The organism is Pelagibacterium montanilacus (assembly GCF_003992665.1).
Classification (GTDB): domain Bacteria; phylum Pseudomonadota; class Alphaproteobacteria; order Rhizobiales; family Devosiaceae; genus Pelagibacterium; species Pelagibacterium montanilacus.
Map to the genome: position 1 here is coordinate 148,195 of NZ_RZMX01000014.1, position 26,025 is coordinate 174,219.

Here is a 26,025-nt window from a genome sequence, read left to right on the forward strand (position 1 = left end):
TGACAGGTATCAGCCGACATGATCGAAAAGCACTACGAACCGGGCGCGGTCGAAGGGCGCATCTACGAGATGTGGGAAACGTCGGGCGCATTTGCCGCCGGCGCGGGCAAGGCGGATGGGTCCGAGAGCTTCACGATCGTAATTCCGCCTCCCAACGTCACCGGGTCGCTCCATATCGGCCACGCGCTCAACAACACGCTCCAGGACATCCTTGTGCGTTTCGAGCGCCTGCGCGGCAAGGACGTGCTCTGGCAGCCGGGCATGGACCACGCGGGCATCGCGACCCAGATGATGGTCGAGCGGCAGCTTGCCGAACAGGGCGGCCCCGGCCGCCGCGATCTCGGGCGTGAGAAGTTCCTCGAGAAGGTCTGGGAGTGGAAGGGCCAGAGCGGGGGCAAGATTCTCAACCAGCTCAAGCGCCTGGGCGCATCGTGCGACTGGTCGCGCGAGCGCTTCACCATGGACGAAGGCCTTTCGCGCGCGGTGCTCAAGGTCTTTGTGCAATTGCATAAGGAAGGCCTGATCTATCGCGACAAACGGCTGGTCAACTGGGATCCCAAGCTCCAGACCGCAATTTCCGACCTGGAGGTCGAACAGCGCGAGATCGACGGCAATCTCTGGCATTTCCGCTATCGGCTGGAGGGCATCGCGTACAACGCCGAGGATCCCTCCACCTATATCGTGGTCGCCACGACCCGGCCCGAAACCATGCTTGGGGATACCGGTGTCGCGGTCAATCCCGAGGACGAGCGCTACGCCCATCTGGTTGGCACCAATGTGCTTATGCCGATCACCGGGCGCCTGATCCCGATCGTTGCAGACGACTACGCCGATCCCGACGCCGGGTCCGGTGCCGTCAAGATCACTCCGGCCCACGACTTCAACGATTTCGAGGTCGGCAAGCGGGCAGGGCTGCGCGCCATCAACGTCATGCACCCCGATGGTCGGATATCGATCGCGGACAATCCCGACTTCCTCGAGGGCCTGTCGCCCAACCCCATGCAGGAAGCGCTCTGGGGGCAGCTCGATGGTCTCGACAGGTTCGAGGCCCGGGCGCGGATCGTCCAGGTCATGGAAGAAGGCGGCATGCTCGACAAGATCGAGCCTCACCACCATTCGGTGCCCCATGGCGATCGTGGGGGCGTTCCTGTGGAGCCTTACCTCACCGACCAGTGGTTCGTGAACGCGGCGGAACTCGCCAAGCCGGCGCTCGCGTCGGTGCGCGAGGGCCGCACGACATTTGTGCCGCGCAACTGGGAGAACACCTATTTCTCCTGGCTCGAGAACATCCAGCCTTGGTGCGTGTCGCGCCAACTCTGGTGGGGTCATCAGATTCCAGCCTGGTATGGTCCGGACGGCACCATATTCGTCGAGGAAACCGAGGCCGAAGCGCACGTTGCGGCGGAGCGCCACTATGGCAAGCCCGTCGCTCTCGAGCGCGATCCGGACGTGCTCGATACCTGGTTCTCCTCGGCGCTCTGGCCGTTTTCGACCCTGGGCTGGCCCGATAAAACCCCGGAACTGGCAACCTACTACCCCACCAGCGTTCTGGTCACCGGGTTCGATATCATCTTCTTCTGGGTCGCCCGGATGATGATGTTTGGCCTCCATTTCATGGAGACCGAGCCGTTCTCGACCGTTTACGTCCACGCACTCGTGCGCGACGAGAACGGGCAAAAAATGAGCAAGACCAAAGGGAACGTCATCGATCCTCTTGATCTGGTCGAAGAATACGGGGCTGACGCCGCGCGCTTCACGCTGGCCGCTATGGCGGCTCAAGGGCGTGACCTCAAGCTCGCCATGAGCCGGGTCGAGGGCTACCGGAACTTCGTTACCAAGCTCTGGAATGCCGCGCGTTTCCTCGAGATGAATTCCTGTGCTCGTGTCGAAGGGTTCGATCCGCGCACGGTCTCGAACCCGCTCGACCGCTGGATCGTGAGCGCTACGGCCCGCGCCGTGGCCGATGTCGAGCGCGGTCTTGAGGACTACAAGTTCAACGAAGCTGCCAACAGCGCTTACGACTTCGTCTGGGGCACGTTCTGCGACTGGTTCGTGGAACTCGCCAAGCCTGTGTTCTCCGGCGAGGATGAAGCCGCGCGCGACGAGACCCGGGCCACAGCTGCGTGGTGCCTCGATCAGATTCTCGCTCTCCTGCATCCCTTTATGCCCTTCGTCACCGAGGAACTGTGGGCGGAGACGGGCCGGACCGGCCCAGCACGTTCCGGCATGCTGGCGCTCTCTCGCTGGCCCGACGTCGTCAGGCTGGGTGATGCGGAATCGGAGGCCGAACTCGGTTGGCTCATCGACCTGATCTCGGCAATCCGCTCTGTCCGCACCGAGATGAACGTGCCCGCCGGTGCAAAGGTGCCGCTGGTGGTCGTATCGGCCAGCGCCGGGACTATGGACCGGATCGACAGGCACCATGCCGCCATATCGCGGCTGGCGCGCACCAGCGCCATCGACGCTGCGGATGCGATTCCGCCTGATGCGGCCCAATTCGTACTGGGCGAGGCGACCTGGGCGATTCCCCTGGCCGATCTCATCGACATCGGTGCGGAGCGGGCCCGGCTGGGCAAGGAGATCAAGAAGCTGGACGGCGAGATTGCCGGACTCTCCAAGAAACTCTCCAATCCCCAGTTCCTCGAAAAGGCGCCCGACGAGGTCGTTGCCGAGCAGCGCACACGGCTCGAGGACACCGAGCAGCGTCGCGCCAGGATCGCAGCGGCTCTCGACCGCCTGGGCTGATCGCGGTGCCCGTCGGGCGCTTGTGACTAAATTGATACACTGGCGATGACACATCGCCAGTGTCGCCGCCGGTGACGTTTCGCTAACCGGCGATGCCACAATCTTACCCCAAACAAACCGGAGAAACTGCAGGCGGGCGGTGATGGCGCGATTGAGTGCCATTGCTACGCAGGAGCGGGGGCGCTTCTCTCTGCAGGTTTTCTGTCCGGCTCTGGGCAGGGGGGTGGATGCGTGAAGTGTGGTGCGACGTCGCCAGTGGTCTTATCCCATTTCGATGGTCGGTCGAGACGGTTTGTCCGCGAGGGTCGTGCTTTATTGCCGACACAAAGCGGGGGTAAAAATCCCCCAATGACCGAGCCTGGACGGCCATTCCGATTGGCAGATCCGGCAGGCAAACGACCGGCCGCCACAAGGCGCCGGCGAAAAGAAAAATTGAAGTACAGGTTGGCGGCAGATGCGTTTCTGTCGACCGGAAACACAGAGTTGGGTCCTGCCCCGCAGGCGCCGCGCGTATTCGCGTGGGCCTTGGCTGGCGGCTGGATACCTGAAGGTGAACGATGCCGTTAGTTAGAAGTATTGCGTTCTCTTGGGTGGTGGCATTCTCTGCGTCATCGGCCATTGGCTTTGCTCCGGCCGCCCAGGCCCAGAGCGCTCTTGATGCGGCCCATGATCTCGCGCGCATGCTCGATGCGCCTGTCGATGATCTCTCTGGGGACAGCCTGCTCTCGGCGCTCGAGGATGCGGCCGCTGCCGGCCAGCCCATGGCTCTCTGGCAGTTGGGCCTGATGTATGAATCCGGTATGGGCGTGGAGCAGAATCCCGGCAAGGCCTTCCAGTTCTTCGCGCAACTGGCCAGCGACAACGCCAACGCGCCTCCCCAATCGCTCGACGCCGACATCGTGGCCCAGTCCTTCCTCAAGGTCGGGGAGTATTACCGGCGCGGCGTGCCCGATGCCGGCGTGGCCGCCGACGAGGCCGAGGCCCACAAGCTCATCTATCACGCCGCCGTCTATTTCGGTGATGCCGACGCCCAGTATCAGCTGTTCCTCAGCGAGCAGGAAAACGGCTACCTCATCAACCAGAGCATCAGGTGGCTCGTGCTTGCCGCGCGCAAGGGCCACCCGGCCGCCCAGGCGCGGTTGGGGGACATCCTGTTTTCCGGTGCGGGTGTCGATCCCCAGCCCGTCGAGGGGCTGATGTGGCTTGGTCTGGGTTACCGCCGCGCTTTAGGCACCAGCGACGAAACCTGGATCCGCGAACTCAACGAGGGCGCCATGGCCCAGGCCAGCTCCGACCAGATCGCCGCGGCCCAGCGCGCCGCGGAAACGCTCGGTCCCCAGTTCGACGGCTATTGAGCCGACCAGTCAGGCTGCCGCGTCCCGGGCCGTGGGCTCGGCGAAGCCGAACTGCGCTTCGATGGGCACGTGGTCTGAGGGCTTGTCCCAGCCGCGCACATCCTTGTGCACCTTGACGGCGACCAGCCGGTCTGCGGCTTGGGGAGAGGCCATGATATGGTCGATCCTGATGCCCGCGTTGCGGCGCCAGGCGCCGGCCTGGAAATCCCAGAACGTGTATGCAGGGTCTGACGTCGTCGCCCGCAGCACGTCCGTCATGCCCATATTGCGCAGGATCCTGAATTTCTCGAGGCTTTCGGGCCTGTAGAGCGCGTCGCCCCACCAGGCCGCCGGGTCATGACAATCGATCGCCGAGGGAATCAGGTTGAAATCGCCCATCAGGATGAAGGGCTCCTCGGACCGCAGGCTCGAGGCCACATGGGCGTTGAGCCGGTCCATCCATGCGATCTTGTAGGGAAATTTCGGCGTATCGACCGGATTGCCGTTGGGCAGGTAGATGTTGCAGATTCTCACCGACCCGCCTTCCACCGAGACCGTCGCCTCGATCAGGCGCGACTGCTCGTCGCTCTCGTCACCGGCCAGCCCGCGCGAGACGTCCTCGAGCGGATAGCGTGAAAGCAGCGCGACCCCGTTGAACGATTTCTGGCCGAAGGTCTCGATGTTGTAGCCCCGGTCCTCGATCTCGGATCGGGGAAACTTCTCGTCCATGCACTTGATTTCCTGGAGCCCCACCACATCGGGCTTGGCTTCGTCCAGCCATGTCAGCACTGCATGAAGTCTGGCGTTTATGCCATTGATATTCCAGCTTGCAATTCGCATCGGCTGCCGTTCCGGATCCAGCGGTTCAGGGGGATGCCGCGCTCCGGGCGGCCGGTTCGATCAGACCGAGAAGCTCGTGCCGCAGCCGCAGGAGGCGACCGCGTTGGGATTCTTGATCTGGAAGGACTGCCCGATCAGATCGTCCACGAAATCGATCTCCGCGCCGCCCATGAACTCGAGGCTCATCTGGTCGATATAGACCGTGGCCTCGCCATTGCGCAGCACCAGATCGTCCGTGGCCGGCTCCTCGTTGACGAGGTTATACTCGTACTGGAAGCCCGAGCAACCGCCGCCCGATACGGCTATGCGAAGTGCGGAGCCCGGCTCCTCGCGCGAGAGAATCCGCTTGATGCGCTTGGCAGCGCGATCTGTCAGTACCACTTGTGGTTCCATTGTCTCGAGAGCCGTCATTGGGCAACCGTCCATCGCAGTGTGGGTGGGTGTCATGCTAACATAAGTACGCACTGCCAGTGTGAAAAGAGGTCAGCCGTGAATGCAGCGCTTTCGGGATCCGGGCCGGCGCCCTATGCCTCCTGGTCGCAATCGAGCCTCGGCCGCCGGACGACGCCCGATCCCAGCCCCACCCGGTCTGAATTCCAGCGCGACCGGGACCGGATCATCCATTCCACGGCCTTCCGGCGCTTGCAACACAAGACCCAGGTCTTCCTGCACCATGAGGGCCAGCATTTCCGCACCCGGCTGACCCACACCCTCGAGGTGAGCCAGATCGCCCGTTCGATCGCCCGCGCCCTTTCACTCAACGAGGATCTCGCTGAAGCCGTGGCGCTGGCGCACGATCTGGGACACACGCCTTTCGGCCATGCGGGCGAACGGGTTCTGGACAGGCTGATGGCCGAGTGGGGCGGGTTCGACCACAATGTTCAGGCTCTGCGCGTCGTGACCCTGCTCGAGAACCGCTATGCCGAGCATGACGGGCTCGACCTCACCTGGGAGACGCTCGAAGGCATCCTCAAGCACAACGGACCGCTGCTGGACGGCTTGGGTCGCCCCGCCGGCCGATACGCACAATCGGGCCTCCCGCCGGGCGTGGGGACCATTCCTGTGCCCAGGGACCTGCGGCTTGAAACCCATGCCGGCCTCGAGGCCCAGATTGCGGCCATTGCCGACGACATCGCGTACAATGCCCACGATATCGATGACGCCGTGCGCGCGGGCCTTTTGGAGATTCCGGACCTCCTTGATGTGCCGCTGGTGGGCCCTGTGGCCCGAACCGTTTGGGAGCGCTGGCCCGATATCGACAGGGGCCGCCAGATGCACGAGATCCAGCGCCGGCTGATCACCTTCACCATCGAGGACGTGATCACCCGCAGCGCCGCGATGATCGAAGATGTCGGCCCTCGATCGGCCGAAGACGTGCGGACGTGTGGACGAACGCTGATCGGCTTTTCCGCCGAGGTCGAGGCCGCAGAACGGGACCTCAAGGCCTTCCTCTTTGCCCGCGTCTATCGGCACAGCTCGGTCATGACACCGGTTCTCGCCAGCGAGCAGGTCGTCGCCCGGCTTTTTGAGGCCTATCTCGCCGATGGCCGCATGCCGGGCCCCTGGCAGCACCGCTACGGCCGAGCGACGGACGAGGCGGGCAGGGCGCAGGTTGTGTGCGATTTCGTGGCCGGCATGACTGATCCCTTCGCTCTTGACGAGCATGAGCGCCTGTTTGACGCCCGTCCCGATTTCCGCTAACCCGCAGCCCTTAGGATTTTCCTCTCAGGCTGGTTGTTCAATGGATATTTTTGCCCTGTTTCAGGGACGCGTGACCGATGCGCTGAAGGCTGCCTACCCGCAGCTTTCCGGGATGGACGACGTCTTGGGACGGGTGGTTGTGGAGCCCCCGCGTGACCCCGCGCACGGCGATATCTCCTCCAATGCCGCGATGGTGGTCGCCAAGCCGCTGGGCATCAATCCGCGCGAGGTCGCAGCGCGGCTCGCCGATCATTTCGGCGCAGATGCGGATGTGGAGACGGTCTCGGTCGCAGGGCCCGGTTTTCTCAACTTCCGGCTCCAAGACGCGCTCTGGCACGAGGTCATCGGACAGGTCTTCGTGCGGGGCGGGGATTTCGGCCGCACCGATTTCGGGCAGGGCGAGAAGGTCAACGTGGAATATGTGTCGGCCAATCCGACCGGCCCCATGCATGTGGGCCACACTCGGGGCGCGGTCTATGGCGATGCACTGGCTGCGCTTCTGGCCTATACGGGCCACGACGTGACGCGGGAATACTACATCAACGATGCCGGATCGCAGGTCGATACTCTCGCGCGCTCCGCTTTCCTGCGCTACCGCGAGGCGCTGGGGGAAGTCATCGAAATCCCCGCAGGGCTCTATCCTGGCGATTACCTCGTGCCGGTCGGCCAGGGGTTGGCCGAGCGGTTCGGCCCTGTGCTGCTGGACCAGCCCGAAGAGCAGTGGCTGGGCACGGTCAAGGACATCGTTCTCGAGCAGATGATGGATCTCGTGCGCGCCGATCTCAGAAAGCTCAATATCGAGCACGACGTCTTCTTTTCAGAGCGCACCCTGCACGGGCCGGGTGGAGATATCGAAGAAACCCTCGACTGGCTGCGCACGCGCGATCTGGTCTATGAGGGCCGGCTCGATCCGCCTAAAGGCAAGTTGCCCGACGACTGGGAAGATCGCGAGCAGACCCTGTTCCGCGCCACCGCTTTCGGCGATGACACCGATCGGGCGCTGGTCAAGTCGGACGGCAGCTACACCTATTTCGCCGCCGACATCGCTTACCACCGCAACAAGGTCAAGCGCGGCTTTTCCACAATCATCGACGTCCTGGGCGCCGATCACTCGGGCTATGCGGCGCGCATCAAGGCCGCCGTTTCAGCCGTTTCCGAGGGCAGGGTGCAGACCGACGTGCAGTTCTGCCAGCTCGTCAAGCTCATGCGGAACGGCGAGCCGGTCAAGATGAGCAAGCGCTCCGGTGAGCTCGTGACGCTCGCCGAAGTGGTCGAGGAGGTCGGGGTCGACGCCACGCGGTTCATGCTGCTGTTCCGCCGCAACGATGCACCGCTCGATTTCGACTTCGCGCTGGTGCGCGAGCAGACCAAGGACAATCCCGTCTTCTACGTGCAATATGCGCACGCGCGGACCTGCTCGGTCTTCAAGAACGCGGAGCGGGACATGCCCTCGCTGGACATCAGCACCGAGGCGCTTGCCGGCGCGGACCTGTCGCAGCTTTCGGGCCCCGAAGAACGCCAGCTCCTGCGCATGGTGGCCATCTGGCCCCGGCAGATCGATGCCGCGGCCCGGGCGCACGAGCCCCATCGCGTCGCATTTTATCTGCACGAGCTTGCTGCCCAGTTCCATTCCTTCTGGGCGCGCGGCAAGGACGATCCGGCCTTACGCTTTGTTAACCAGAACGACCCGACAGTGACATCAGCGCGACTCGCTATGGTTCTGAGCGTGCGGCAGGTCTTGGCAAATGGCTTGAGCTTGCTCGGCGTTACTGCGCCGACCGAGCTTTCATAATTCAGGCGCATTGCTATGAATACGTGCCTGTGATCTCCTCAAGAGGAGAGTAAGTCGTGGCCGGGCAAATCAGGGCGCCGATATATGGATACTCCCAAGCAACCGCCATCGCAGACCGATCAGGACTCTGACGATCTCATCGCGGAGTTGGCCAAACTTGTGGCCAAGGATGCCCGCGACATGGCGCACAATACGCCGTCCCAGCGTCGCGAGCCTCCGGTGAGCGGTCCCAGCCGGCCGGTCGCTCCGCCGATGGAGCCCACTGGTGCGAGCCAGCCCGCACGTCCCCCGATGGGATCTGTGCCGTCCCGGCCTTCCGCTGCCGTCCCTTCAGAGGCCCCGGAGCCGTCCGCGCCTTCGGGCGCGCGGCCCCAGCGCGTCGATTCCTCGTTTCTTCGCCCGTCCGATGCCGCGGCAAAGCCCGGGTCGGGCACGGCGGTGTCCAGACGGCCTGATTTCGGGCATGGTGGTGGAGAGGTTCGCGCGCCCGCATCATCCGGCAGCGTGCCGTCCACCCCTTCGGCCCCGGTAGCGGAAGGCCGGCCTTCGCGGGCCGAGCCATCCTTTGCCGAACCGCGCATTGCTTCCACGCCTTCGCGTCCCGCGGCGGCCGCCCAGCCTGCGGCGCCCCGGCAGGAAGCCGCGTGGACGCCCCGGCCCATCGCCCCGGCGCCAGCTCCCATCTGGGAACGCCCGGAGCGCCAGGAGCCATCGTTTGACCGCCCTGCACCCTCTTCGCCGTCCGTACCTGTGCCGGGCGTGACTTCAGAGCGGAGTGAACCCTCGGCGCCGACCTGGGATTGGCGCGAACCCGCGCAGGCGCCCCGCAACCATCAGGGCGCCGATGATCGATTCGCTCCGCAGGAGCCGTCAGATGCCTTCGGGGACGACGATTCTTTTGATGATGCGCCACGTCATGGCGGCAACGGACCCGACCCGATAGCGGCTCTGATAGAATCTGCCGAGCAGGACGCCTTCGCGCGCGATGGCGAGGAGCCCTATATCGAGCCGAGGGAAACGGCCCGCCCCGATACCTATCAGCCCCAGGGGCGTTTTTCCCGGGACGATGAGTGGGAAGCGGTGCATTCGGATCGATACGTTACCCAGGAGGTCTATCCGCAGGCTAACGATCACGCTCAGGATCCGCTTCGCGATATCGAAGCATTGATCGGCGAGGCCGCTCGGGTCAGCGACAATGCGTCTGGGTTTTCCGGCCGGCGGGTGCGCTCCAGCTTTCTCGACGAAAGCGATGAGCATCAGGACGAGGCCTATCGGGACGATGCCGGGCTCAGCGCTGCAGAGTCCGCGATCATTGCTGCCGCCGCGGCCAGTTCGGCCCGCCCCTCCGAAATCGAGCGTGATTTCGGCGCAGATTATTCCGAGCCTGTCACTCCATCCGATCGGGTAGCCAACGATCTGGGGCAGTCCGAGCTGCGCAGCTATGCAGCCGAGCAGCCCGTGGACCCCGATCTCGATGCACCTCAGGACGACATCTACGCCGATGCGCCCCCCAGGGCGCGCGCACGGCGCGGCCGGTCCATGGGCTTCATCGTGCCCGCGCTGTTGGGCACGCTGATCGTTGTCGGCCTCGGGGGCGTGTACCTCACATTCTTCACCGGCTCGGGCCCGGATGGCGATGCTCCGATTCTCGCCGCCGACAGCGAGCCCTTCAAGGTCGATGCAGAATCGCAGGAAGCCGAAACCGCGGCCAGCCAGTCGGTCGTCTTTGGTGAAATGGATGGCTCTGCCAATCCTGAGGGCAGCCAGAATCTCGTGTCCCGCGATGAGACCGGTGGTGCGACGGGAACCGAGGTCTCCTCGCTTCTGGCCCCCGTCGAGGAAGAAGGCGGGCTGGCCAATCGGCCCGTCCGCACGGTCACCGTTCGCCCAGACGGAACGATCGTGACAAGCGACGACGCCATGGCCGGCGCAAACGCGCTGCCCGTCGATCGTCCGAACGTGCCCGCGGTGCCCAACAGCACGCTAACCTCCGATCCGATCGGCGAGGCGATTGCCTCGGCGATGGCCGAGGGCGAAGAGGCGGCCCCGGGTGATATGCCGACTTCGGGCGCAACGCTCGATCCCACAACGCTCGATACCCCGGCCGAAACGGGTGAGGCTGTAGCGCCGACCGAGACCGCGGCAACGGACGCCGCATCCGTTCCCGCGCCACTCCCGCGACCGGCCGATCTGGGCGCGGGCTCCGGCGAAACGTCTGCTGTCACCACGCCGGCTCCTGTCGAGACTGCGAGCACGCCCGAGACGACAACTGCGGTCGCCGCTCCGGTCGATGCCGGGGGCGTGGGCGCATGGGTGCAGTTGTCCTCCCAGCGCAGCGAGGACGCCGCGCGCGCGGACATCCCCTCGCTGCTTTCGCGCTATGGCAGCCTCTTTGGGGGCGTTGAGCTCGACGTGAGCCGCGTCGATCTGCAGGATCGCGGCATCTACTACCGTGTCCGCCTGCCGCAGCCGACCCTTGCGGATGCCAATGCGGTGTGTGGTGCCATCCAGGGGCAGGGCGGCGACTGTTTCGTGCTGAACAACTAACGGCTCGGCCTGCGGTCAGCTTGACGCTTGATGGGTGAATGGCGATGGTTGAAAGACCATCGTCCATCAACGTCCGCAGCCCCTCATGGCCGAGCCATCCACCGACTTCTTCTCCCAGCCGCATCGGCCCCCGACCTCGGAGGCTGTCATGTATGTGGATGTGGGCGGCTATGAAGGCCCGCTCGATCTGCTGCTCGATCTTGCACGCAGGCAGAAGGTCGATCTCTCGCGGATATCGGTGCTGGCGCTGGCCGAGCAATATCTGGGCTTCATCGAGAAAGTCCGCCGCCAGCGCATCGACATCGCCGCCGATTATCTCGTGATGGCGGCGTGGCTGGCTTATCTCAAGAGCCGGCTCATGGTGCCCCAGAAGGCCGATGACGAGGAGCCCACCGGCGAGGAAATGGCCGCGATGCTCCAGTTTCGGCTCGCCCGGCTCGATGCCATGCGCGAGGCCTCGGGCCGGCTGATGCGGCGGGCCCGGCTGGGGCTCGACGTCTTCTCCCGGGGCATGCCCGAGCCGGTGACCGTCACCCGCCACAGCCTCTGGGAAGCCGATCTCTACCAATTGCTCAGGGCGTATGCCGCCCAGCGCGAGCGTGGCATCCCTGCAGAATACGCGCCCAGCCAGCGCACCGTCTGGGCGCTGCAGGAAGCCCGCGAGATCCTCGATCGCCTGATCGGCCAGAGTTTTGAATGGGTGGCGCTCGACAGCTATCTGGCCCAGTACCTCGCCAGGCCCGAGGAGCGCACCACAGCGCTGGCCTCGAGCTTTACCGCATCGCTCGAACTGGTGCGGCTGGGCACGGTGGAAATGCGCCAGAGCGAGCCCTTTGCCCCCCTTCTGATGCGCCGCCGGGCCAGCGAGTCCGATTCGTGAGCGCTGGAGAAGACCGCAGCGAATTGGCTGCCCGCAACCTGCGCGTGCTCGAAGCGCTGATCTTTGCCTCCCGCGACCCCGTCTCGCTCGAGGATCTGCGCCCCTATCTCTCTGACAATGCCGATATCGACGCGCTGATCGGGGACCTCCAGACGCTCTATGCGGGCAGGGGAGTCATCCTCGTCCAGCGCGGCTCTAAATGGGCCTTCCGTACCGCCGATGATCTGAGCTTCCTTCTGCGCCGCGACGAGACCGAGGCGCGGCCTCTCTCTCGCGCTGCGCTCGAAACCCTCTCGATCGTCGCCTATCACCAGCCGGTCACTCGCGCCGAGATCGAGGAGGTCCGGGGCGTGTCTATCTCGAAAGGCACGCTGGACGTCCTGATGGAAGCCGGCTGGGTGCGCATGCGCGGCCGCCGCCGCTCTCCAGGTCGTCCTGTGACATATGGCACCACGGAAGGCTTTCTCGATCATTTCGGCCTCGAATCGCTGGGCGATCTTCCCGGGCTCGATGAACTCAAGGGCGCCGGCCTGCTCTCGAGCCGGCTTCCTGCCGGCTTTCAGGTGCCGCTGCCGTTCGATGGGGCGCTGCGCGACGACGAAGAGCCGCTCGATGCGGGCGATTCAGGAGATACGCTTTTCGATGACGACGAAAATTCATAATCGCTGCAGCCCTGCAATTTCGCGCGATTGTGCATTCTCGACGCACAATGGGGGGAGCTCGTCCTTGTTTTCGACGCTGTTTCCCCATATCTGTCAACGCACGTGCCGACCGATCTGCGGTCGACAAAAGGAGGTGCATTCATGAATCCGGGTCCCTGGGGCATTTTGATCATTGCGGTGGCCGCGCTGCTCTTGTTCGGTCGCGGCAAGATTTCCAGCATGATGGGTGAGGTTGCCGGCGGCATCAAAGCGTTCCGCAAGGGCATGGCCGAAGACGACACCCCCGTCGCGGAAATCGAACGAAACTCCACGGCCGAGCCCACCACGGTGGACCAGGCCAAGGATATCGATCGCAGCAAGGACGCGTGACGCTCGGTAACGTGCGGTCTGGGGAACAACAGCCATGCTAGGTCTGGGCTGGAGCGAGATTATGGTGCTCGCTGTGGTGGCGCTGATCGTGGTGGGTCCGAAGGACCTGCCGATGCTTTTGCGCAACCTCGGGCGGATGATGGGCAGCGTCCGCCGCATGAGCAACGAATTCCGCCGGGAAATCGACAAGGCGATTGCCATGGACGAGGTCAAGGAGGCCAAGAAGGCCCTCTCTGACCCGCTCAAGCAGACCCATTCTGAGATCTCGCGCGAATTCAACACCATGCGCGGTGGCAAGACCGTGCCCTCCGGCAAGATCAAGCCGTCCGATCCCAACACCGAAAGCGTGGCCGAAACCCTGCGCGAGCGTGCCGGCATCGCGCCCAAAACGTCGCCGGAGGCCGCCGCCGGCACGACAGTCGTTGCAGGCGCCTCGGGCGCTGCTACGCCGTCCAAGGCCGAGGAGGGCAGCGAGGACGCCCGGTTCTCCCATGATCAGGGTGTGACCAAGGCCAAGCCGCGCGCGCCCGCGCCCCGTGCACCCACGACCGCCAAGCCGGCGCCCGCCAAGCCCTCAGCGAAGACGCCCGCCGCAAAAAAGTCCGTTGCCAAAAAGGCCACCGGGACGAAATCCACGGCGGGCAAGAAGACCACGTCGAAATCGTCCGAAGCCGGGGGCGCAGCAAAGCCGGCTGCGGCCCGGAAGCGCGCGGCTCCGAAAAAAACCGTCAGGTCGGCAGCTACAGACAACAACCCTGCCGCAGACAGTTCCACCGAGAGCAAGATTGCCGAAAACCAGGGCGGGGACCGCTGATCCATGACCGCCACCGACAAGACCTCGGCTGAAACCGCCGCAGAGCCCGAAGACGAGCTCAAGGGCTCGGAAGCCCCGCTGGTCGAGCATCTGGCCGAGCTGCGCACCCGGCTGATCTACACGGTCCTGGCCATAGCCGTGCTGTTCATCGGCTGCTTCATGGTCGCCGATCACATCTACAATTTCCTGCTCGGCCCGTTCATCGCCGCCGCCGGCACGCCCGAAGAGGTTCGGCTGATCTATACCGCACCGCAGGAATTCTTCTTTACCAAGCTCTCCGTGGCGCTATTCTCTGCCATATTTCTGGCCTTCCCGGTCATAGCGACCCAAGTCTACGGCTTTGTTGCCCCGGGGCTCTACAAGAACGAGAAGATCGCTTTCCTGCCCTATCTGTTCGCGACGCCCATCTGCTTTGTGATTGGTGCGGCGCTTGTCTATTATGGGGTCATGCCGCTGGCGCTCGGGTTCTTCCTTGGTATGCAGCAGGTCGATCCCGGTGGCGTCTCGATCGAGATGGTGACGCGGGTCTCCGAATATCTCTCGCTCATCATGACGCTGCTTCTGGCGTTCGGTGTGTGTTTCCAGCTTCCGGTCATCCTCACATTGCTCGCCCAGATCGGGCTGATCGGGGAGGAGGACCTCAAGAGGTGGCGTAAATACGCGGTTATCGTGGTTATCGTGGTTGCCGCGTTTCTCACGCCTCCCGATCCGATCTCCCAGATCGGGCTCGCCATTCCGCTTTTGGGGCTTTACGAGCTCTCGATCGTAGCCGTGCGGTTCGTGGAACGTCGCCGCAAGGCGCGCGAGGCCCGGATTCTCAAGGATCTCGAGGGGTCCTGATCGGCTTGGTTGTCTGCCCGGCCTGCGGCACGCGCAACCCAGCGAGATGGATCGCGACTTTCGCCCCAGGCACAGAGCAAACGCGCCTGCGCGGTGCCGGGCGCTTGTCAGCGTCGGCAGGCTCGGGTACCGAGAGGCCAACCGACGCAGCCTCAACGGAAAGCCTTCGATGTTCGATATCAAGTGGATCGCCGCCAATCCCGAAGCCTTTGATGCAGCGCTTGCCCGGCGCGGGGCACACCCGGCAGCGTCGTCGCTGGTCGCCATGGATGAGGAGCGCCGCTCCGTCGTCGCCGAACTCAATGCCGTTCAGGAAAAGCGCAACGGCGCGTCCAGGCTGATCGGCCAGGCCAAGGCGCAAAAGGACGAAGACCGGGCCCAGGCTCTCATGGCCGAGGTTTCCGGGCTCAAGGACCGGCTAGCCGAGCTCGAGGCGCGCGAGCGCACGCTCAACGAGCACCTGCGGACCGCGATCTCGCAATTGCCCAACATGCCGCTCGATGACGTGCCCGAAGGCGCAGACGAGGCCGACAATATTCCCTATTTCCGCGCCGGGGAATCCGAGGCCACGCGCCCAGCGATGCCGTCGCTCGGTTTTGCCCCCAAGGAGCATTACGAGCTCGGTGAAGCCTGGGGCGGCATGGATTTCGAGACCGCCTCGAAACTCTCGGGCAGCCGCTTTGTAGTGCTCAAGGGGCAGGTGGCGCGGCTCGAGCGCGCCATCGGCCAGTTCATGCTCGACCTGCACACCAATGAACACGGCTATACGGAAGTCCAGCCGCCGCTGCTCGTGCGCGACGAGCCCATGTTCGGCACCGGCCAGTTGCCCAAATTCGATGGTGATTTCTTTTTCGCCGGGCACGGCGATGGGCGGCTGGCGCTGATCCCGACCGCCGAAGTGCCGCTCACCAATCTCGTGCGCGAATCCATGCTGTCCGAGGACGAGCTGCCGCTCCGCTTTACCGCGCTCACACCCTGCTTCCGTTCCGAGGCAGGCTCGGCAGGGCGCGATACCCGCGGCATGCTGCGCCAGCATCAGTTCAACAAGGTCGAGATGGTGTCGATCACCACGCCCGAAGCCTCGCGCGACGAGCATGAGCGCATGCTGACCTGCGCTGAAGAAGTCCTCAAGCGTCTGGCCATCCACTACCGCGTCGTCACGCTCTGCACGGGCGATATGGGGTTCGGCGCCCAGAAAACCTATGACATAGAGGCATGGCTGCCCGGTCAGGACAGCTATCGCGAGATTTCCTCGGTATCGGTGTGTGGCGATTTCCAGGCCCGCCGCATGGATGCCCGTTATCGCGCCGCTGACAGCAAGCCGCGATTCGTTCATACGCTCAACGGGTCGGGCGTGGCGGTGGGCCGCGCGCTCATCGCGGTAATGGAAAACTATCAGAACGCGGACGGATCCGTCACAATCCCTGACGTCCTTCGACCGTATATGGGGGGAGTGGACCGAATTGGTAGTTAGGACCTGACAGTGCGCATTCTGCTGACAAATGACGACGGCGTCGATGCGCCGGGGCTCGAGGTTCTGCGCGCGATCGCGGCAGAGCTTTCGGACGATGTGTGGGTCGTGGCGCCCAGCGCCAACCAGAGCGGCACCGGGCACCGGTTCACGTTCGGCTATGAGATCGCGCTCGATCAGCGGGAAGAGCGGGTGTTTGCGCTCGATGGCACACCGGCCGATTGCGTGGTGGCCGGCGTCACTCATGTGCTCAAGGACAAGCGGCCCGATCTGGTTCTCTCCGGCGTCAACCGCGGCCAGAACCTTGGCGATATTCTCCACTGTTCGGGCACGGCTGCCGGCGCGCGCGAAGGGCGGTTGCACGGCGCCATAGGCATCGCGCTCAGCCAGGCCATGGATTTCGATCTTGGCCATGAGGGCATCGACTGGGCTCCGGCCATCGCCCATGGGGCCGAAACGGTACGCGCAATTCTGGCCATGGGCGACGTGGGTGATATCTATTTCAACGTCAATTTCCCCCTCTGCGCCGCCGAAGAGGTCTCGGGCATTCGCCTTGCTCCCCATCAGCGGTTCGCGCGCTCGCCGTTCGAGCTTTACCCTTCGGACAATGCCGGCAAGCATTTTGTGACCATCCTGCAGACGCCCAAGCCGCTGGACGTGGACGCCGATTTCCATATCCTGCACGAAACCAACGCAATCACGGTGAGTCCTTTGTTGCTGCAGCAGACGGACATGAACCTGATACGCCGCCATGACGGGCGGCTGCCCTTCTCGGGCGTGGCCAGCGGCTGACCATGGCGTTCGGGGGCGGCAGCGACGAGTATTTCGAAGCGCGCGCCGGCCTGATTCTGCTCCTGCGCCAGATGGGGGTCACGGACTCCGACATCCTCAATGCCTTCGAATCGGTGCCTCATGAGCGGTTCGTTCCCGATTCTCATGGCGAATACGCCTATCGCGACCGCTCCTTGCCCATCGGCTGCGGCCAGTCGATTACCGCGCCCACCATCCTGGCAGGCATGATCGTGGCGCTCGTCCCGCTGGCCGGCGCCAAGGTTCTCGAGGTGGGCTCGGGTTCGGGCTATTCGGCGGCACTCATGGGCCGGATGGCGCGGCGGGTGTTCAGCATGGAGCGGCACCCCGAACTGGCCGCTGCCGCCCAGGCGCGCTGGCGGGCCATCGGAAGCTCCAATATCGTGGGTATAAGCGATGATGGGCTTGGCGGGCTGGAGATGCAGGCACCCTTCGACCGCATCCTCGTCAACGGGTCGGTCACCGATGTGCCCGAGGCGATTGGCGAGCAGCTTGCCGATGGCGGTGTGGCGGTTCTGGCTGTCGGACCGGCCAATGAGCGCCAGGTTCTCCTGCGCATCGAGAGGGCCGACGACATCCTGATCGAGGCCGAACTGGGCACCGTTCGTTTGCCGCCTCTGGTGCGGGGAAGGGCGCGTCCGAGCACAATCTGAATATGCGAACTATTTTAAGCTCGTCTTTACCTTAACAAGTTTACTCTAATGCCATCGAGTAGACGAGTTCACGAGTAGCCCCGATGAGTTTTCGCGTAACTGCCCCTTTTCTCCGCAGCGCTACCTCCGGATTGGCGATGGCAGCCGCTTCGTTGGTTCTCGCAGGATGCGCCACTCTGGGTTCCCAGGGCAGCGATCCGATGATGACGGCGTCTGCTTCGTCCCAAGGCGTCGCCGCGTCGTCCCAACCGATGCCCGGCTTCGTGCCCCCGGCAAATATCGGTGGCGGCGCGCCCGGTGGCCCGATGATCATCGATCGCTCGACCGCGCAGCCCATGGGCCAGCAGTCCGGCGTCGTCTCCCAGGATCTTCCGCCTTTGCAATCATCGTCAGTAACGAGTACCCAGACAATGCCTGCTCAGACTGCTTCAGCGCCACAGGCGCAGCCGCTTCCTTCGTCTCCGCCGCCTGCTCAATCGTCCTCTCCGCAACTCGGAGTCGTTTCGGGCGATCAGTACCGGCACACCATTGCCTCCGGCGAATCCCTTTATACGATCGCGCGCCGTTACGATGTGTCGGCGACCGAGATCGTGTCGGCGAACAATCTGGACTCGCCCGATCGCATCCGGGTCGGCCAGCAGCTGGTCATACCCGGACGGCCCGATCTTCTGGCCCAGCGCGGGCAGGAGACACGTGTCGCTTCGGCCAGTCCAGCCAATGGCGTTCAGCAGCTGAGCGCGCCCAATGGCGATACCGCATCGGTTTCCGCCTCGAGCGCTCCGGCTCAGTCCGCGCCTTCGGGGCAGCCCGCAGAGGTGGCCTCGGTCCCTGCACAGAGCCAGCAGCCCGCTGCAGCACCTGCCGAAAGCTCGGCCACGGGTAATTTCCGGTGGCCGGTCTCGGGCCGCGTCATCACCGATTTCGCGGCGTCGCGCGGCACGGGCATCAATATCGAGGCCCCCGAGGGCACTTCGGTGCGCGCCGCGGAAACCGGCGAAGTCATCTATGTGGGCAATGCGGTCGAAGGCTATGGCAATCTGGTGCTGATCCGGCACAGCAACGGCTTCGTCTCGGCCTATGCGCACCTGCAGAACATCGGCGTGGTGCGTGGCGACAGCGTCACCCGCGGCGACGCGATCGGCACGGTGGGCACCACCGGTTCGGTCACCCGACCGCAGCTGCATTTCGAGATCCGTCGCGGCGCGACCCCGATCGATCCGATGCCGCACCTGGCCGGCTGATCGGTCACTGCCCCTTCACGGATTATCTCAAAGGCCGCGCCGGTTCACACCGCGCGGCCTTTTTCGCCTGCAAGGTGCCGCACGAACTGAATGGCGACGCGGCCCGACCGCGATCCGCGTGTGGCGGCCCATTCGATGGCCTTGGCCTTGAGCTCTGCCGCATCCACGGGGATGTCGTAGTACGCCACATAGCTCGAGACCATGTCGAGATAGGTATCCTGGTCGCATTTGTGGAAGCCCAGCCACAGCCCGAACCGGTCCGAGAGCGAAACCTTCTCCTCCACCGCCTCGCCCGGATTGATCGCGGTCGAGGATTCGTTCTCGATCATGTCGCGCGGCATCAAATGGCGCCGGTTCGAGGTCGCATAGAACAGCGTGTTGCGCGGCCGGCCCTCTAGCCCGCCATCGAGCACGGATTTGAGCGCCTTGTAGCTCGTCTCGTCGCGGTCAAAGCTCAAGTCGTCGCAATAGATCACGAACCGCTCGGGCCGGCTGGCGATGAAGCGCAGCAGGTGGGGCAGGGTGCCCAGATCCTCTCGGTTGATCTCGATGAGAATCAGCGTCTCGAGCTCTTCATCTTCCATCCCGTTGATGTGGGCGTGAACCGCCTTGACCATCGAGCTCTTGCCCATTCCCCGCGCGCCCCACAGCAGCGCGTTGTTGGCCCCGTGCCCGCGGGCGAAGGCCAGCGTGTTCTCGAGCAGGATGGCCTTGAGGTTCTCGACCCCGGCCAGCAGGTCGAGCGGCACCCGGTTGACCGACCGCACCGGCACGAGCTGTCTCGCCCCCGCATCCCAGAGATAGGCATCCGCCTCGGCGTCGAGCGCGATGGGCCGGTCGTCCCCGCCTGCGATCCGGGCGAGCGATCGCGCCATGCTTTCGAGATTGGCTGCGATGCCGGCGAGGTCGGGAAGGGTGGTCAACGGTGGTCCTCCTTGGCGCGGTCCGATAGGCTTTGCGTTTCGCAGGCCTCGCTTGTATAGTCCGCGCAAATTTTCAGGGGCATGTTCGGCCTCTGTTTAAACGCGCCCCTATATGGGGCAAGCCGTTGCGCTTTGACAAGCAGCCTCAAGGAGTCGTTGTTTATGTTCGTTTCTCCCGCTTTCGCCCAGGGAGCAGCCGCCCCTTCCGGTGGAGACTTTATCGCCAGCTTCGTTCCGATCATTCTGCTGATCGCCATTTTCTGGTTCCTGATCTTTCGTCCGCAGCAAAAGCGCATGAAGCAGCACCGGCAGATGCTCGAGGCCATCAAGCGGGGAGACACCGTGGTCACCAGCGGCGGCATCGTCGGCAAGGTGACCAAGGCGACCGATGGCGAAGACCTCGAAATCGAGATCGCAGCCGGCACCAAGGTCAAGGTCGTGCGCTCGATGATTTCCGACGTGCGCACACGGACCGAGCCGGTCAACGACAATGGCGGCCAGGCGCCCGCAGCCGAGCCCAAGCGTCAGGACAACAAGCGCCAGGAAAAGAAAAAGGGCGGTCGCAGGGCCGAAGCCGACAGGATCGAGCCCCAGGCCGAGCAGGTCGAGCCCGCCCCGGCCGTCGAGCCTGCGCCCGAAACCGAGACCACGAGCGAGCCTGCATCCGGGGATGACAAGAAGTCCACCTGAGCCGATCGCGCACGCTCTGGCCACAATTGAGGTTCAGGGCAGTCGACATTTCCAGCTTCTGGGCCGCGCGCATGCGGCCCAGCATGCTTTTCCGGGCCATTCAGGACACCACGCATGAAGTTCAACCCCATCCGGACCGCCGTCATCATACTGGTCGCACTCGCAAGTGTGCTGATGCTGGCGCCAAATTTTCTTGACGACGACACCGTCGCGGGCTGGCCGGATTTCATGCCCAAGCAGCAGATCGTGCTTGGCCTCGACCTGCAGGGGGGATCGCACCTTCTGCTTCAGGTCAATCGCGACGATATTGTCGAGGGCCGGATAGGCGACATCCGCCGCGAGGCGCGTTCGATCCTCATCGATGAAGGCATCGGCAGCGTCATCACCACTCAGGGCCAGACTCTCTCGGTCGAACTGACCGACAATGCCCAGGCCGCTGCCGCGCTCGCGGCGCTCGAGCCGCTGACCGAGGTCGGCGACGGCACCATGTTCGCTGGCACCGCCATCCAGGAAGTGACGCTTGAAACAGCTGGCGACGGCATCCTCAGCATCGCGCTGAGCGACGAGGCGGTCGCTGACCGCATGTCTACCCTCGTCGCCCAGTCGGTCGAAGTCATCCGCAACCGTATCGACGAGGTGGGCACCACCGAGCCGGTCATCCAGCGCCAGGGACAGGACCGCGTTCTGGTCCAGGTGCCGGGTTTCGATGATTCCGAGCGTCTCAAGGACCTCATTTCGCAAACCGCCCGCCTGACCTTCCACATGGTCTATCCGGGCATGACCGCCGAGCAGGCTCAGGCCCAGGGCGTGCCGCCGGGAACCATGATTCTGCCGAGCAACGACGGCACCAACGAACTGCTTTATGAGGACGTCAGCCTGGGCGGCGAGCAACTCGTCGACGCCCAGCCCGCGTTCGACGACCGCAACCAGTCGGTCGTGACGTTCCGGTTCAACACCCAGGGCGCCATCACCTTCGGGGAGATCACGACGCAGAATGTCGGGCGGCGCTTTGCGATCGTCCTTGACGACCAGGTGATCACCGCACCGGTGATCCAGCAGGCCATCACCGGCGGCACCGGTCAGATTTCGGGCAATTTCACGCCCGAGACAGCCAGCGATCTTGCCGTTCTGCTCCGCGCAGGCGCTCTGCCGGCCACGCTCGATGTGGTCGAAGAGCGCACGGTGGGCCCGAGCCTTGGTGCCGATTCGATCTCGGCCGGTTTGACGGCCGGTGCCGTGGGGCTCGTTGGCGTGGTCATCTTCATGGTCGCCGCCTATGGCCTGTTCGGCGTGTTCGCCACCGTCGCGCTTATCCTTAATGTGGGCATGATCCTGTCGGCGCTCTCGACATTGGGGGCGACACTGACCCTGCCTGGCATCGCGGGCATCGTCCTGACCGTCGGCATGGCAGTGGACTCCAACGTGCTCATCTTCGAGCGCATACGTGAGGAAGCGGCAGCCGGACGATCTCCTTATCAGGCGCTCGAAACGGGCTTCAAACGCGCGATGACCACCATTGTGGACGCCAACGTCACCACGCTGATCGCGGCCGTCGTCTTGTTCTTTTTGGGTTCGGGTCCTGTTCAGGGCTTTGCCGTCACGCTCGCCATCGGCGTCGTGACCACCGTCTTCACCGCCTACCTCGTGACCCAGCTCCTCGTCGGCTACTGGTTCCAGTTCAAGCGGCCCAAGACGCTCAGGGTCAACATGCTCGAAAAGGTCATCCCGCTCGAGCCCAAGATTCCGTTCATGAACTGGCGGATGATCGGCTTTGCGGTGACAGGGCTTTTGTTCGCCGGCACGCTTGCGCTCGAAACCACGCGCGGGCTGAATTTCGGCATCGATTTTACCGGCGGCAGTGCCATCGAGTTGCAGGCAAGCGAGGGGGCGGCCGATATCGCCGATCTGCGCGAGCGGCTCGGCGGGTTGGGGCTTGGTGAAATCCAGGTTCAGGAGTTCGGCACGCCCGAAGACGTTCTGGTCCGTATCGGCACGCAGGAGGGCGACGACGCCCAGCAGGCCGCCGTGGCCCAGATCACCGAGGAAGTGGCCGAGGATTATGAGGTCCGGCGCGTCGAGGCGGTCAGCGGGACCGTGTCCAGCGAACTGGCGTTCAACGGCGTGGTCGGCATCCTCGTGGCCATGCTGGGGATCGTGGTCTATGTCTGGTTGCGATTCGAGTGGCAGTTCGGCGTGGGCGCGATCGTTGCGCTGATCCACGACGTCATATTGACCGTCGGCCTGTTTGCCTTGCTGCAACTGGAGTTCAACCTCTCGAGTATCGCGGCGGTGCTGACGGTCATCGGCTATTCGCTCAACGATACCGTGGTCATCTACGACCGAATTCGAGAGAATCTGATCAAGTACAAACGCATGTCGTTGATGGAGATCATCAACCTCTCGCTCAACCAGACTCTGGCCCGCACCATCCTAACGGGCGGCACAACGGCTCTGGCGCTCATCGCGCTGGTGGTCTTTGGCGGCGAGGTCATCCGCAGCTTTACCCTCGCCATGGCCTGGGGCGTGTTCGTGGGCACGTATTCGTCGATCTTCGTCTCGGCGCCAATTCTCATGTATCTGGGAGTCAAGACCCGCAGCCAGGCCGAGGTCGAGGCACCCAAGCCCGAGCGCCGTGCTGATGGAGCATCGGTCTGAGTGCGATGAACTGGGAGAAGGGGCAGGGCCACTATCCCCATCAGGCAACAATCGATGCCTATGGGAACGAGGGCTTCCGCTTCGCGGACATGTCCCATCGCGGCTCTGTCCTCTGCCTGCCCTCGGGCATGTATGCCTGGCCCGTCACCTCGAGCGCGGAGATCACGCTCGAGGCGCTGGCAAGGGTGTTCGAGGAACCGGCACTCGATGTGTTGCTGGTCGGCATGGGCCCCGATATCGCCCGGCTCGATCCAGCCATCCGCTCAGCTTTGCGCGAACGCGGCATCATCGCAGAGGCCGTTTCGACGGGCAGTGCCGTGAGAACCTACAATGTGCTGCTCAACGAGCACCGGGCTGTCGGTGCGGCGTTGGTCGCGGTCGATAACCCCCGGTAGAGCCGTTTGACAGATGAGCGCACCTTGACCGACGTGGAGCATGCGGCGCGCATGCTGCGCGATCTCGATTTCGGCCATTACGCCGCCAGCCTTGCCATCCCCAAAGCGCACAGGGGTGCTGTTCAGTCCCTCTGGGCGTTCGCCGCCGACGTGGCCGCCATCCGCGAGCGCGTCAGCGAGCCCGCCCCCGGCGAGATCAGGCTGCAGTGGTGGGTCGATGCCCTCGAAGGCGAGGGCCACGGCACGGTGCGCGCCAACCCGGTCGCCGCAGCGCTGCTCGACACCGTCGATCATCACGGCCTGCCCGCCGGCCCGCTGCTTCGGCTCCTGGCCGCGCGGCGGTTCGATCTTTTCGACGATCCAATGCCCGACATGGACCAGTTCGAGGGCTATGCCGGTGAGACGATCTCTGTGCTCTATCAATATGCCGCCATGATGCTGAGCGGTGATACAGCCGAAGCCGCAGCTGATGCCTCGGGTCATCTGGGCGTCGCCCATGCGCTCGCCGGCCATGTCCGGGCTTTCGGGTTCAATGCCTCACGCGGACAGATCTACCTGCCCCTGTCGGTGTTCTCCGCCCATGGGGTGCGCGAAGTCGATATCCTTTCGGGCACTCCGGGTCCGGAGATCGACGCCGCGCTCGCGCAATTGAGGGAAATCGCCGGCGACCACCTCGCAAAGGCGAAGGCGCAGATTGGGGCCTTGTCTGCAAACGTCCGCCCGGCCTTCGCTTCCACCGCGCTCGTCGAGCAATTGCTGCGTGCCGAATCGCGCCGCACTGGCCCGGACGTCTTCGCGATCCCGGCGGAGATTCCCGCTTTCAAACGCCTCGTTGCCGTGTTCTGTTGGATGGTGCGGCAATAGCATCGCGTCGGTGCCAGACCCGAACGCGCTTGGCTTGATCGAGACCACAGTCCAACTTAGCCACCTGCAGGACGGCAGTCATCGCAACATTGGGGGAGTCTGATGGCCAAAGGCGCCGACACGATTGAGATCGAAAGCATCACGACCCCGGGCCGCAGTGCGCGCGTCGATCGCGCGAAATACGAGGCAATGCGCACCGCGCTGCTCGCTGTCCTGCCCAAAACGGCCCCGGGCATGACAGTGGCTGAGGCAAAAATGGCACTCATGCCACATTTGCCTCAGGACCTTTATCCGGACGGGGAGAAGGCCGGCTGGTGGCTCAAGGCCGTGCAACTCGATCTCGAAGCCAAGCACATCATCGCCCGCGAAGAGACCAAGCCGCTCAGGCTGCATCAGGTCGCTTAAGCCGGACCTACAGCCACCCCGCCAGATCGGCGAGCGCGCGGGTCGTTGTTGCCTTTTTCTTGGCCTTGGCCTTTTCCGGGCCACGCCAGCGGCCGGTCAGGCCTTCGGGCTTTTTGATCTCGACGGTCGGGAGCAGCCCGAAATTGACGTTCATCGGCTGGAAGCTCCGCGCGCCCGAATACGCCTCGGCTTCGAGGTGGCCACCGGTAATGTGTGCCAGCAGCCCGCCGAACGCGGTTGTGGCCGGAGGAGGCGTAATCGATTCGCCTCTGGCCTTGGCCGCCGCGAATCGACCAGCCAGCAGGCCCATCGCGGCGCTCTCCACATAGCCCTCGACGCCCGTCACCTGGCCGGCAAAGCGCAGCCGCGGGTCGGCCCGCAGGGTCAGATCGGCCGACAGCACCTTGGGGGAATTGATGAATGTATTCCGGTGCAGGCCGCCCAGCCGTGCGAACTGAGCGTTCTGGAGCCCGGGGATCTTCCGGAATATTTCGGTCTGGACGCCGTAGCGCATTTTGGTCTGAAAGCCGACCATGTTCCAGAGCGTGCCCAGTGCATTGTCCTGCCGCAGTTGCACGATGGCATAGGGCTTGGTTTCCGGATCGCGCGGATTGGTCAGGCCCACCGGCTTCATGGGGCCATGGCGCAGCGTCTCGCGCCCACGTTCCGCCATCACTTCGATCGGCAGGCAGCCGTCGAAATAGGGGACCTTCTCCCAGTCCTTGAACTCGTGCAGCGGCGCTGAGAGCAGCGCGTCGATGAAGGCGTTGTACTCGTCCTCGGTCATCGGACAATTGAGATAATCCGCGCCTGTGCCGGCCGGGCCGGGCTTGTCGTAGCGCGATTGGGCCCAGACGATATCCATGTCGATGCTGTCGGCATGCACGATCGGCGCGATCGCATCGAAGAACGCCAGCGAATCCTCGCCCGTGAGCTTCTGGATCGCATCCGCCAGCGCGGGAGATGTCAGCGGGCCGGTGGCTATGATGACATTTTCCCAATCCGCAGGCGGAAGTCCCGCCACTTCCTCGCGGGCGATGGTGATTCGCTCATGGCTTTCGATGGCCTGGGTCACAGCCTGGGAAAACGCGTCCCGGTCGACCGCCAGAGCTCCGCCAGCAGGAAGGGCATGGGCATCGGCGCATTTCATGATGAGCGAGCCGGCGCGCCGCATTTCCTCATGGAGCAGTCCGACGGCGTTGTGCTCGTGGTCGTCGGACCGGAAACTGTTGGAGCACACCAGTTCGGCCAGCCCATCGGTGTGGTGGGCGTCGGTGGGGCGCACGGGGCGCATCTCGTGGAGCACCACGTCGACGCCGCGTCCGGCGACCTGCCAGGCCGCTTCGGACCCCGCGAGCCCACCACCGACGATATGCACGACTGTCATGGCCTGT

Annotated in this window: 23 protein-coding genes and 1 pseudogene; 19 read left to right on the top strand and 5 right to left on the bottom strand. The window is 64.2% G+C overall.

The features are described from left to right. The first annotated feature begins 18 nt into the window (after positions 1 to 18). Positions 19 to 2,745 carry a valine--tRNA ligase gene (locus EO136_RS05630; RefSeq protein ID WP_127143486.1) on the top strand — a complete coding sequence of 909 codons (2,727 nt, stop codon included), beginning with the start codon at positions 19 to 21 and terminating at the stop codon, positions 2,743 to 2,745. A 590-nt stretch (positions 2,746 to 3,335) separates the two neighbouring features. Continuing rightward, on the top strand, positions 3,336 to 4,100 hold the full coding sequence (locus tag EO136_RS05635; protein WP_164730455.1) for a tetratricopeptide repeat protein: 765 nt from the start codon (positions 3,336 to 3,338) through the stop codon (positions 4,098 to 4,100). A gap of 9 nt (positions 4,101 to 4,109) precedes the next feature. On the opposite strand, the gene xth is transcribed toward EO136_RS05635, so the two are convergent. After that, positions 4,110 to 4,919: an exodeoxyribonuclease III gene (gene xth / locus EO136_RS05640; RefSeq protein ID WP_127143488.1), complete on the bottom strand. Its 810-nt coding sequence runs from the start codon at positions 4,917 to 4,919 to the stop codon at positions 4,110 to 4,112. 60 nt (positions 4,920 to 4,979) lie between these two features. After that, on the bottom strand, positions 4,980 to 5,312 hold the full coding sequence (locus EO136_RS05645; protein ID WP_127143684.1) for a HesB/IscA family protein: 333 nt from the start codon (positions 5,310 to 5,312) through the stop codon (positions 4,980 to 4,982). A gap of 96 nt (positions 5,313 to 5,408) precedes the next feature. Here EO136_RS05645 and EO136_RS05650 point away from each other — a divergent pair, with 96 nt between their 5' ends. Both EO136_RS05650 and argS read left to right on the top strand, forming a co-directional pair. Then, positions 5,409 to 6,620 carry a deoxyguanosinetriphosphate triphosphohydrolase gene (locus EO136_RS05650; RefSeq protein ID WP_127143489.1) on the top strand — a complete coding sequence of 404 codons (1,212 nt, stop codon included), beginning with the start codon at positions 5,409 to 5,411 and terminating at the stop codon, positions 6,618 to 6,620. A 40-nt stretch (positions 6,621 to 6,660) separates the two neighbouring features. Continuing rightward, positions 6,661 to 8,412, top strand: a complete 1,752-nt coding sequence (argS, locus tag EO136_RS05655) for an arginine--tRNA ligase (protein WP_127143490.1) — start codon at positions 6,661 to 6,663, stop codon at positions 8,410 to 8,412. 119 nt (positions 8,413 to 8,531) lie between these two features. On the opposite strand, the gene EO136_RS05660 is transcribed toward argS, so the two are convergent. Continuing rightward, positions 8,532 to 9,095, bottom strand: a complete 564-nt coding sequence (locus tag EO136_RS05660; RefSeq protein ID WP_164730457.1) for a hypothetical protein — start codon at positions 9,093 to 9,095, stop codon at positions 8,532 to 8,534. Positions 9,096 to 9,171: 76 nt separating this feature from the next. Between EO136_RS05660 and EO136_RS05665 the strand changes: the two genes are divergently transcribed. The 10 genes from EO136_RS05665 (at position 9,172) to EO136_RS05710 (ending at position 18,699) form a co-directional block, all read left to right on the top strand. Then, positions 9,172 to 10,959, top strand: coding sequence for an SPOR domain-containing protein (locus EO136_RS05665; protein WP_127143492.1), 1,788 nt, complete (start codon positions 9,172 to 9,174; stop codon positions 10,957 to 10,959). Between the two features lie 85 nt (positions 10,960 to 11,044). Further along, the gene (locus tag EO136_RS05670) at positions 11,045 to 11,839 is read left to right on the top strand and encodes a segregation and condensation protein A (RefSeq protein WP_127143493.1); all 795 of its coding nucleotides are present in this window, start codon (positions 11,045 to 11,047) and stop codon (positions 11,837 to 11,839) included. Continuing rightward, positions 11,836 to 12,501, top strand: a complete 666-nt coding sequence (scpB, locus tag EO136_RS05675; RefSeq protein ID WP_127143494.1) for an SMC-Scp complex subunit ScpB — start codon at positions 11,836 to 11,838, stop codon at positions 12,499 to 12,501. The genes EO136_RS05670 and scpB overlap by 4 nt, the downstream gene beginning before the upstream one ends. Positions 12,502 to 12,642: 141 nt before the next feature. Beyond that, entirely contained in the window at positions 12,643 to 12,870 is a 228-nt protein-coding gene (locus EO136_RS05680) for a twin-arginine translocase TatA/TatE family subunit (protein WP_127143495.1), read from the top strand. Positions 12,871 to 12,904: 34 nt separating this feature from the next. After that, positions 12,905 to 13,684, top strand: a complete 780-nt coding sequence (gene tatB / locus EO136_RS05685; protein WP_127143496.1) for a Sec-independent protein translocase protein TatB — start codon at positions 12,905 to 12,907, stop codon at positions 13,682 to 13,684. Positions 13,685 to 13,687: 3 nt separating this feature from the next. Continuing rightward, positions 13,688 to 14,524, top strand: coding sequence for a twin-arginine translocase subunit TatC (gene tatC, locus EO136_RS05690; protein WP_127143497.1), 837 nt, complete (start codon positions 13,688 to 13,690; stop codon positions 14,522 to 14,524). Positions 14,525 to 14,693: 169 nt separating this feature from the next. After that, positions 14,694 to 15,998 carry a serine--tRNA ligase gene (gene serS, locus EO136_RS05695; RefSeq protein ID WP_127143498.1) on the top strand — a complete coding sequence of 435 codons (1,305 nt, stop codon included), beginning with the start codon at positions 14,694 to 14,696 and terminating at the stop codon, positions 15,996 to 15,998. Between the two features lie 9 nt (positions 15,999 to 16,007). Next, complete coding sequence (gene surE, locus EO136_RS05700; RefSeq protein WP_164730458.1) at positions 16,008 to 16,787, top strand: 5'/3'-nucleotidase SurE; 780 nt, start codon at positions 16,008 to 16,010, stop codon at positions 16,785 to 16,787. Between the two features lie 2 nt (positions 16,788 to 16,789). After that, positions 16,790 to 17,458, top strand: a complete 669-nt coding sequence (locus tag EO136_RS05705; RefSeq protein ID WP_127143500.1) for a protein-L-isoaspartate(D-aspartate) O-methyltransferase — start codon at positions 16,790 to 16,792, stop codon at positions 17,456 to 17,458. A gap of 203 nt (positions 17,459 to 17,661) precedes the next feature. Continuing rightward, entirely contained in the window at positions 17,662 to 18,699 is a 1,038-nt protein-coding gene (locus EO136_RS05710; RefSeq protein ID WP_164730459.1) for a M23 family metallopeptidase, read from the top strand. 44 nt (positions 18,700 to 18,743) lie between these two features. On the opposite strand, the gene EO136_RS05715 is transcribed toward EO136_RS05710, so the two are convergent. Further along, entirely contained in the window at positions 18,744 to 19,574 is an 831-nt protein-coding gene (locus EO136_RS05715; protein WP_127143685.1) for an ATP-binding protein, read from the bottom strand. Positions 19,575 to 19,784: 210 nt separating this feature from the next. On the opposite strand from EO136_RS05715, the pseudogene yajC reads away from it, so the two are divergent. The 5 genes and pseudogenes from yajC to EO136_RS05740 all read left to right on the top strand — a co-directional run. Then, positions 19,785 to 20,114 (top strand): annotated as a pseudogene (yajC, locus tag EO136_RS05720) (preprotein translocase subunit YajC); the annotation flags it as partial. A 312-nt stretch (positions 20,115 to 20,426) separates the two neighbouring features. Beyond that, positions 20,427 to 22,967: a protein translocase subunit SecD gene (secD, locus tag EO136_RS05725; protein ID WP_127143502.1), complete on the top strand. Its 2,541-nt coding sequence runs from the start codon at positions 20,427 to 20,429 to the stop codon at positions 22,965 to 22,967. 5 nt (positions 22,968 to 22,972) lie between these two features. After that, positions 22,973 to 23,362, top strand: coding sequence for an Mth938-like domain-containing protein (locus EO136_RS05730; protein ID WP_127143503.1), 390 nt, complete (start codon positions 22,973 to 22,975; stop codon positions 23,360 to 23,362). A gap of 33 nt (positions 23,363 to 23,395) precedes the next feature. Then, the gene (locus EO136_RS05735) at positions 23,396 to 24,226 is read left to right on the top strand and encodes a phytoene/squalene synthase family protein (protein WP_246018279.1); all 831 of its coding nucleotides are present in this window, start codon (positions 23,396 to 23,398) and stop codon (positions 24,224 to 24,226) included. A gap of 102 nt (positions 24,227 to 24,328) precedes the next feature. After that, positions 24,329 to 24,631, top strand: a complete 303-nt coding sequence (locus tag EO136_RS05740; protein ID WP_127143505.1) for a DUF6958 family protein — start codon at positions 24,329 to 24,331, stop codon at positions 24,629 to 24,631. A gap of 7 nt (positions 24,632 to 24,638) precedes the next feature. On the opposite strand, the gene trmFO is transcribed toward EO136_RS05740, so the two are convergent. After that, positions 24,639 to 26,018: a methylenetetrahydrofolate--tRNA-(uracil(54)-C(5))-methyltransferase (FADH(2)-oxidizing) TrmFO gene (gene trmFO, locus EO136_RS05745; protein ID WP_127143506.1), complete on the bottom strand. Its 1,380-nt coding sequence runs from the start codon at positions 26,016 to 26,018 to the stop codon at positions 24,639 to 24,641. Between the last annotated feature and the right edge of the window lie 7 nt (positions 26,019 to 26,025).

Bases quoted from the DNA above. Each gene is read 5' to 3' on its own strand.
- EO136_RS05630 (WP_127143486.1), top strand. From the start codon at position 19: ATGATCGAAAAGCACTACGAACCGGGCGCGGTCGAAGGGCGCATCTAC.
- xth (WP_127143488.1), bottom strand. From the start codon at position 4,919: ATGCGAATTGCAAGCTGGAATATCAATGGCATAAACGCCAGACTTCAT.
- EO136_RS05645 (WP_127143684.1), bottom strand. From the start codon at position 5,312: ATGGAACCACAAGTGGTACTGACAGATCGCGCTGCCAAGCGCATCAAG.
- argS (WP_127143490.1), top strand. From the start codon at position 6,661: ATGGATATTTTTGCCCTGTTTCAGGGACGCGTGACCGATGCGCTGAAG.
- EO136_RS05660 (WP_164730457.1), bottom strand. From the start codon at position 9,095: ATGGGAGCTGGCGCCGGGGCGATGGGCCGGGGCGTCCACGCGGCTTCC.
- EO136_RS05670 (WP_127143493.1), top strand. From the start codon at position 11,045: ATGGCCGAGCCATCCACCGACTTCTTCTCCCAGCCGCATCGGCCCCCG.
- EO136_RS05680 (WP_127143495.1), top strand. From the start codon at position 12,643: ATGAATCCGGGTCCCTGGGGCATTTTGATCATTGCGGTGGCCGCGCTG.
- tatB (WP_127143496.1), top strand. From the start codon at position 12,905: ATGCTAGGTCTGGGCTGGAGCGAGATTATGGTGCTCGCTGTGGTGGCG.
- tatC (WP_127143497.1), top strand. From the start codon at position 13,688: ATGACCGCCACCGACAAGACCTCGGCTGAAACCGCCGCAGAGCCCGAA.
- serS (WP_127143498.1), top strand. From the start codon at position 14,694: ATGTTCGATATCAAGTGGATCGCCGCCAATCCCGAAGCCTTTGATGCA.
- EO136_RS05705 (WP_127143500.1), top strand. From the start codon at position 16,790: ATGGCGTTCGGGGGCGGCAGCGACGAGTATTTCGAAGCGCGCGCCGGC.
- EO136_RS05710 (WP_164730459.1), top strand. From the start codon at position 17,662: ATGACGGCGTCTGCTTCGTCCCAAGGCGTCGCCGCGTCGTCCCAACCG.
- EO136_RS05715 (WP_127143685.1), bottom strand. From the start codon at position 19,574: ATGGCGCGATCGCTCGCCCGGATCGCAGGCGGGGACGACCGGCCCATC.
- secD (WP_127143502.1), top strand. From the start codon at position 20,427: ATGAAGTTCAACCCCATCCGGACCGCCGTCATCATACTGGTCGCACTC.
- EO136_RS05730 (WP_127143503.1), top strand. From the start codon at position 22,973: ATGAACTGGGAGAAGGGGCAGGGCCACTATCCCCATCAGGCAACAATC.
- EO136_RS05740 (WP_127143505.1), top strand. From the start codon at position 24,329: ATGGCCAAAGGCGCCGACACGATTGAGATCGAAAGCATCACGACCCCG.
- trmFO (WP_127143506.1), bottom strand. From the start codon at position 26,018: ATGACAGTCGTGCATATCGTCGGTGGTGGGCTCGCGGGGTCCGAAGCG.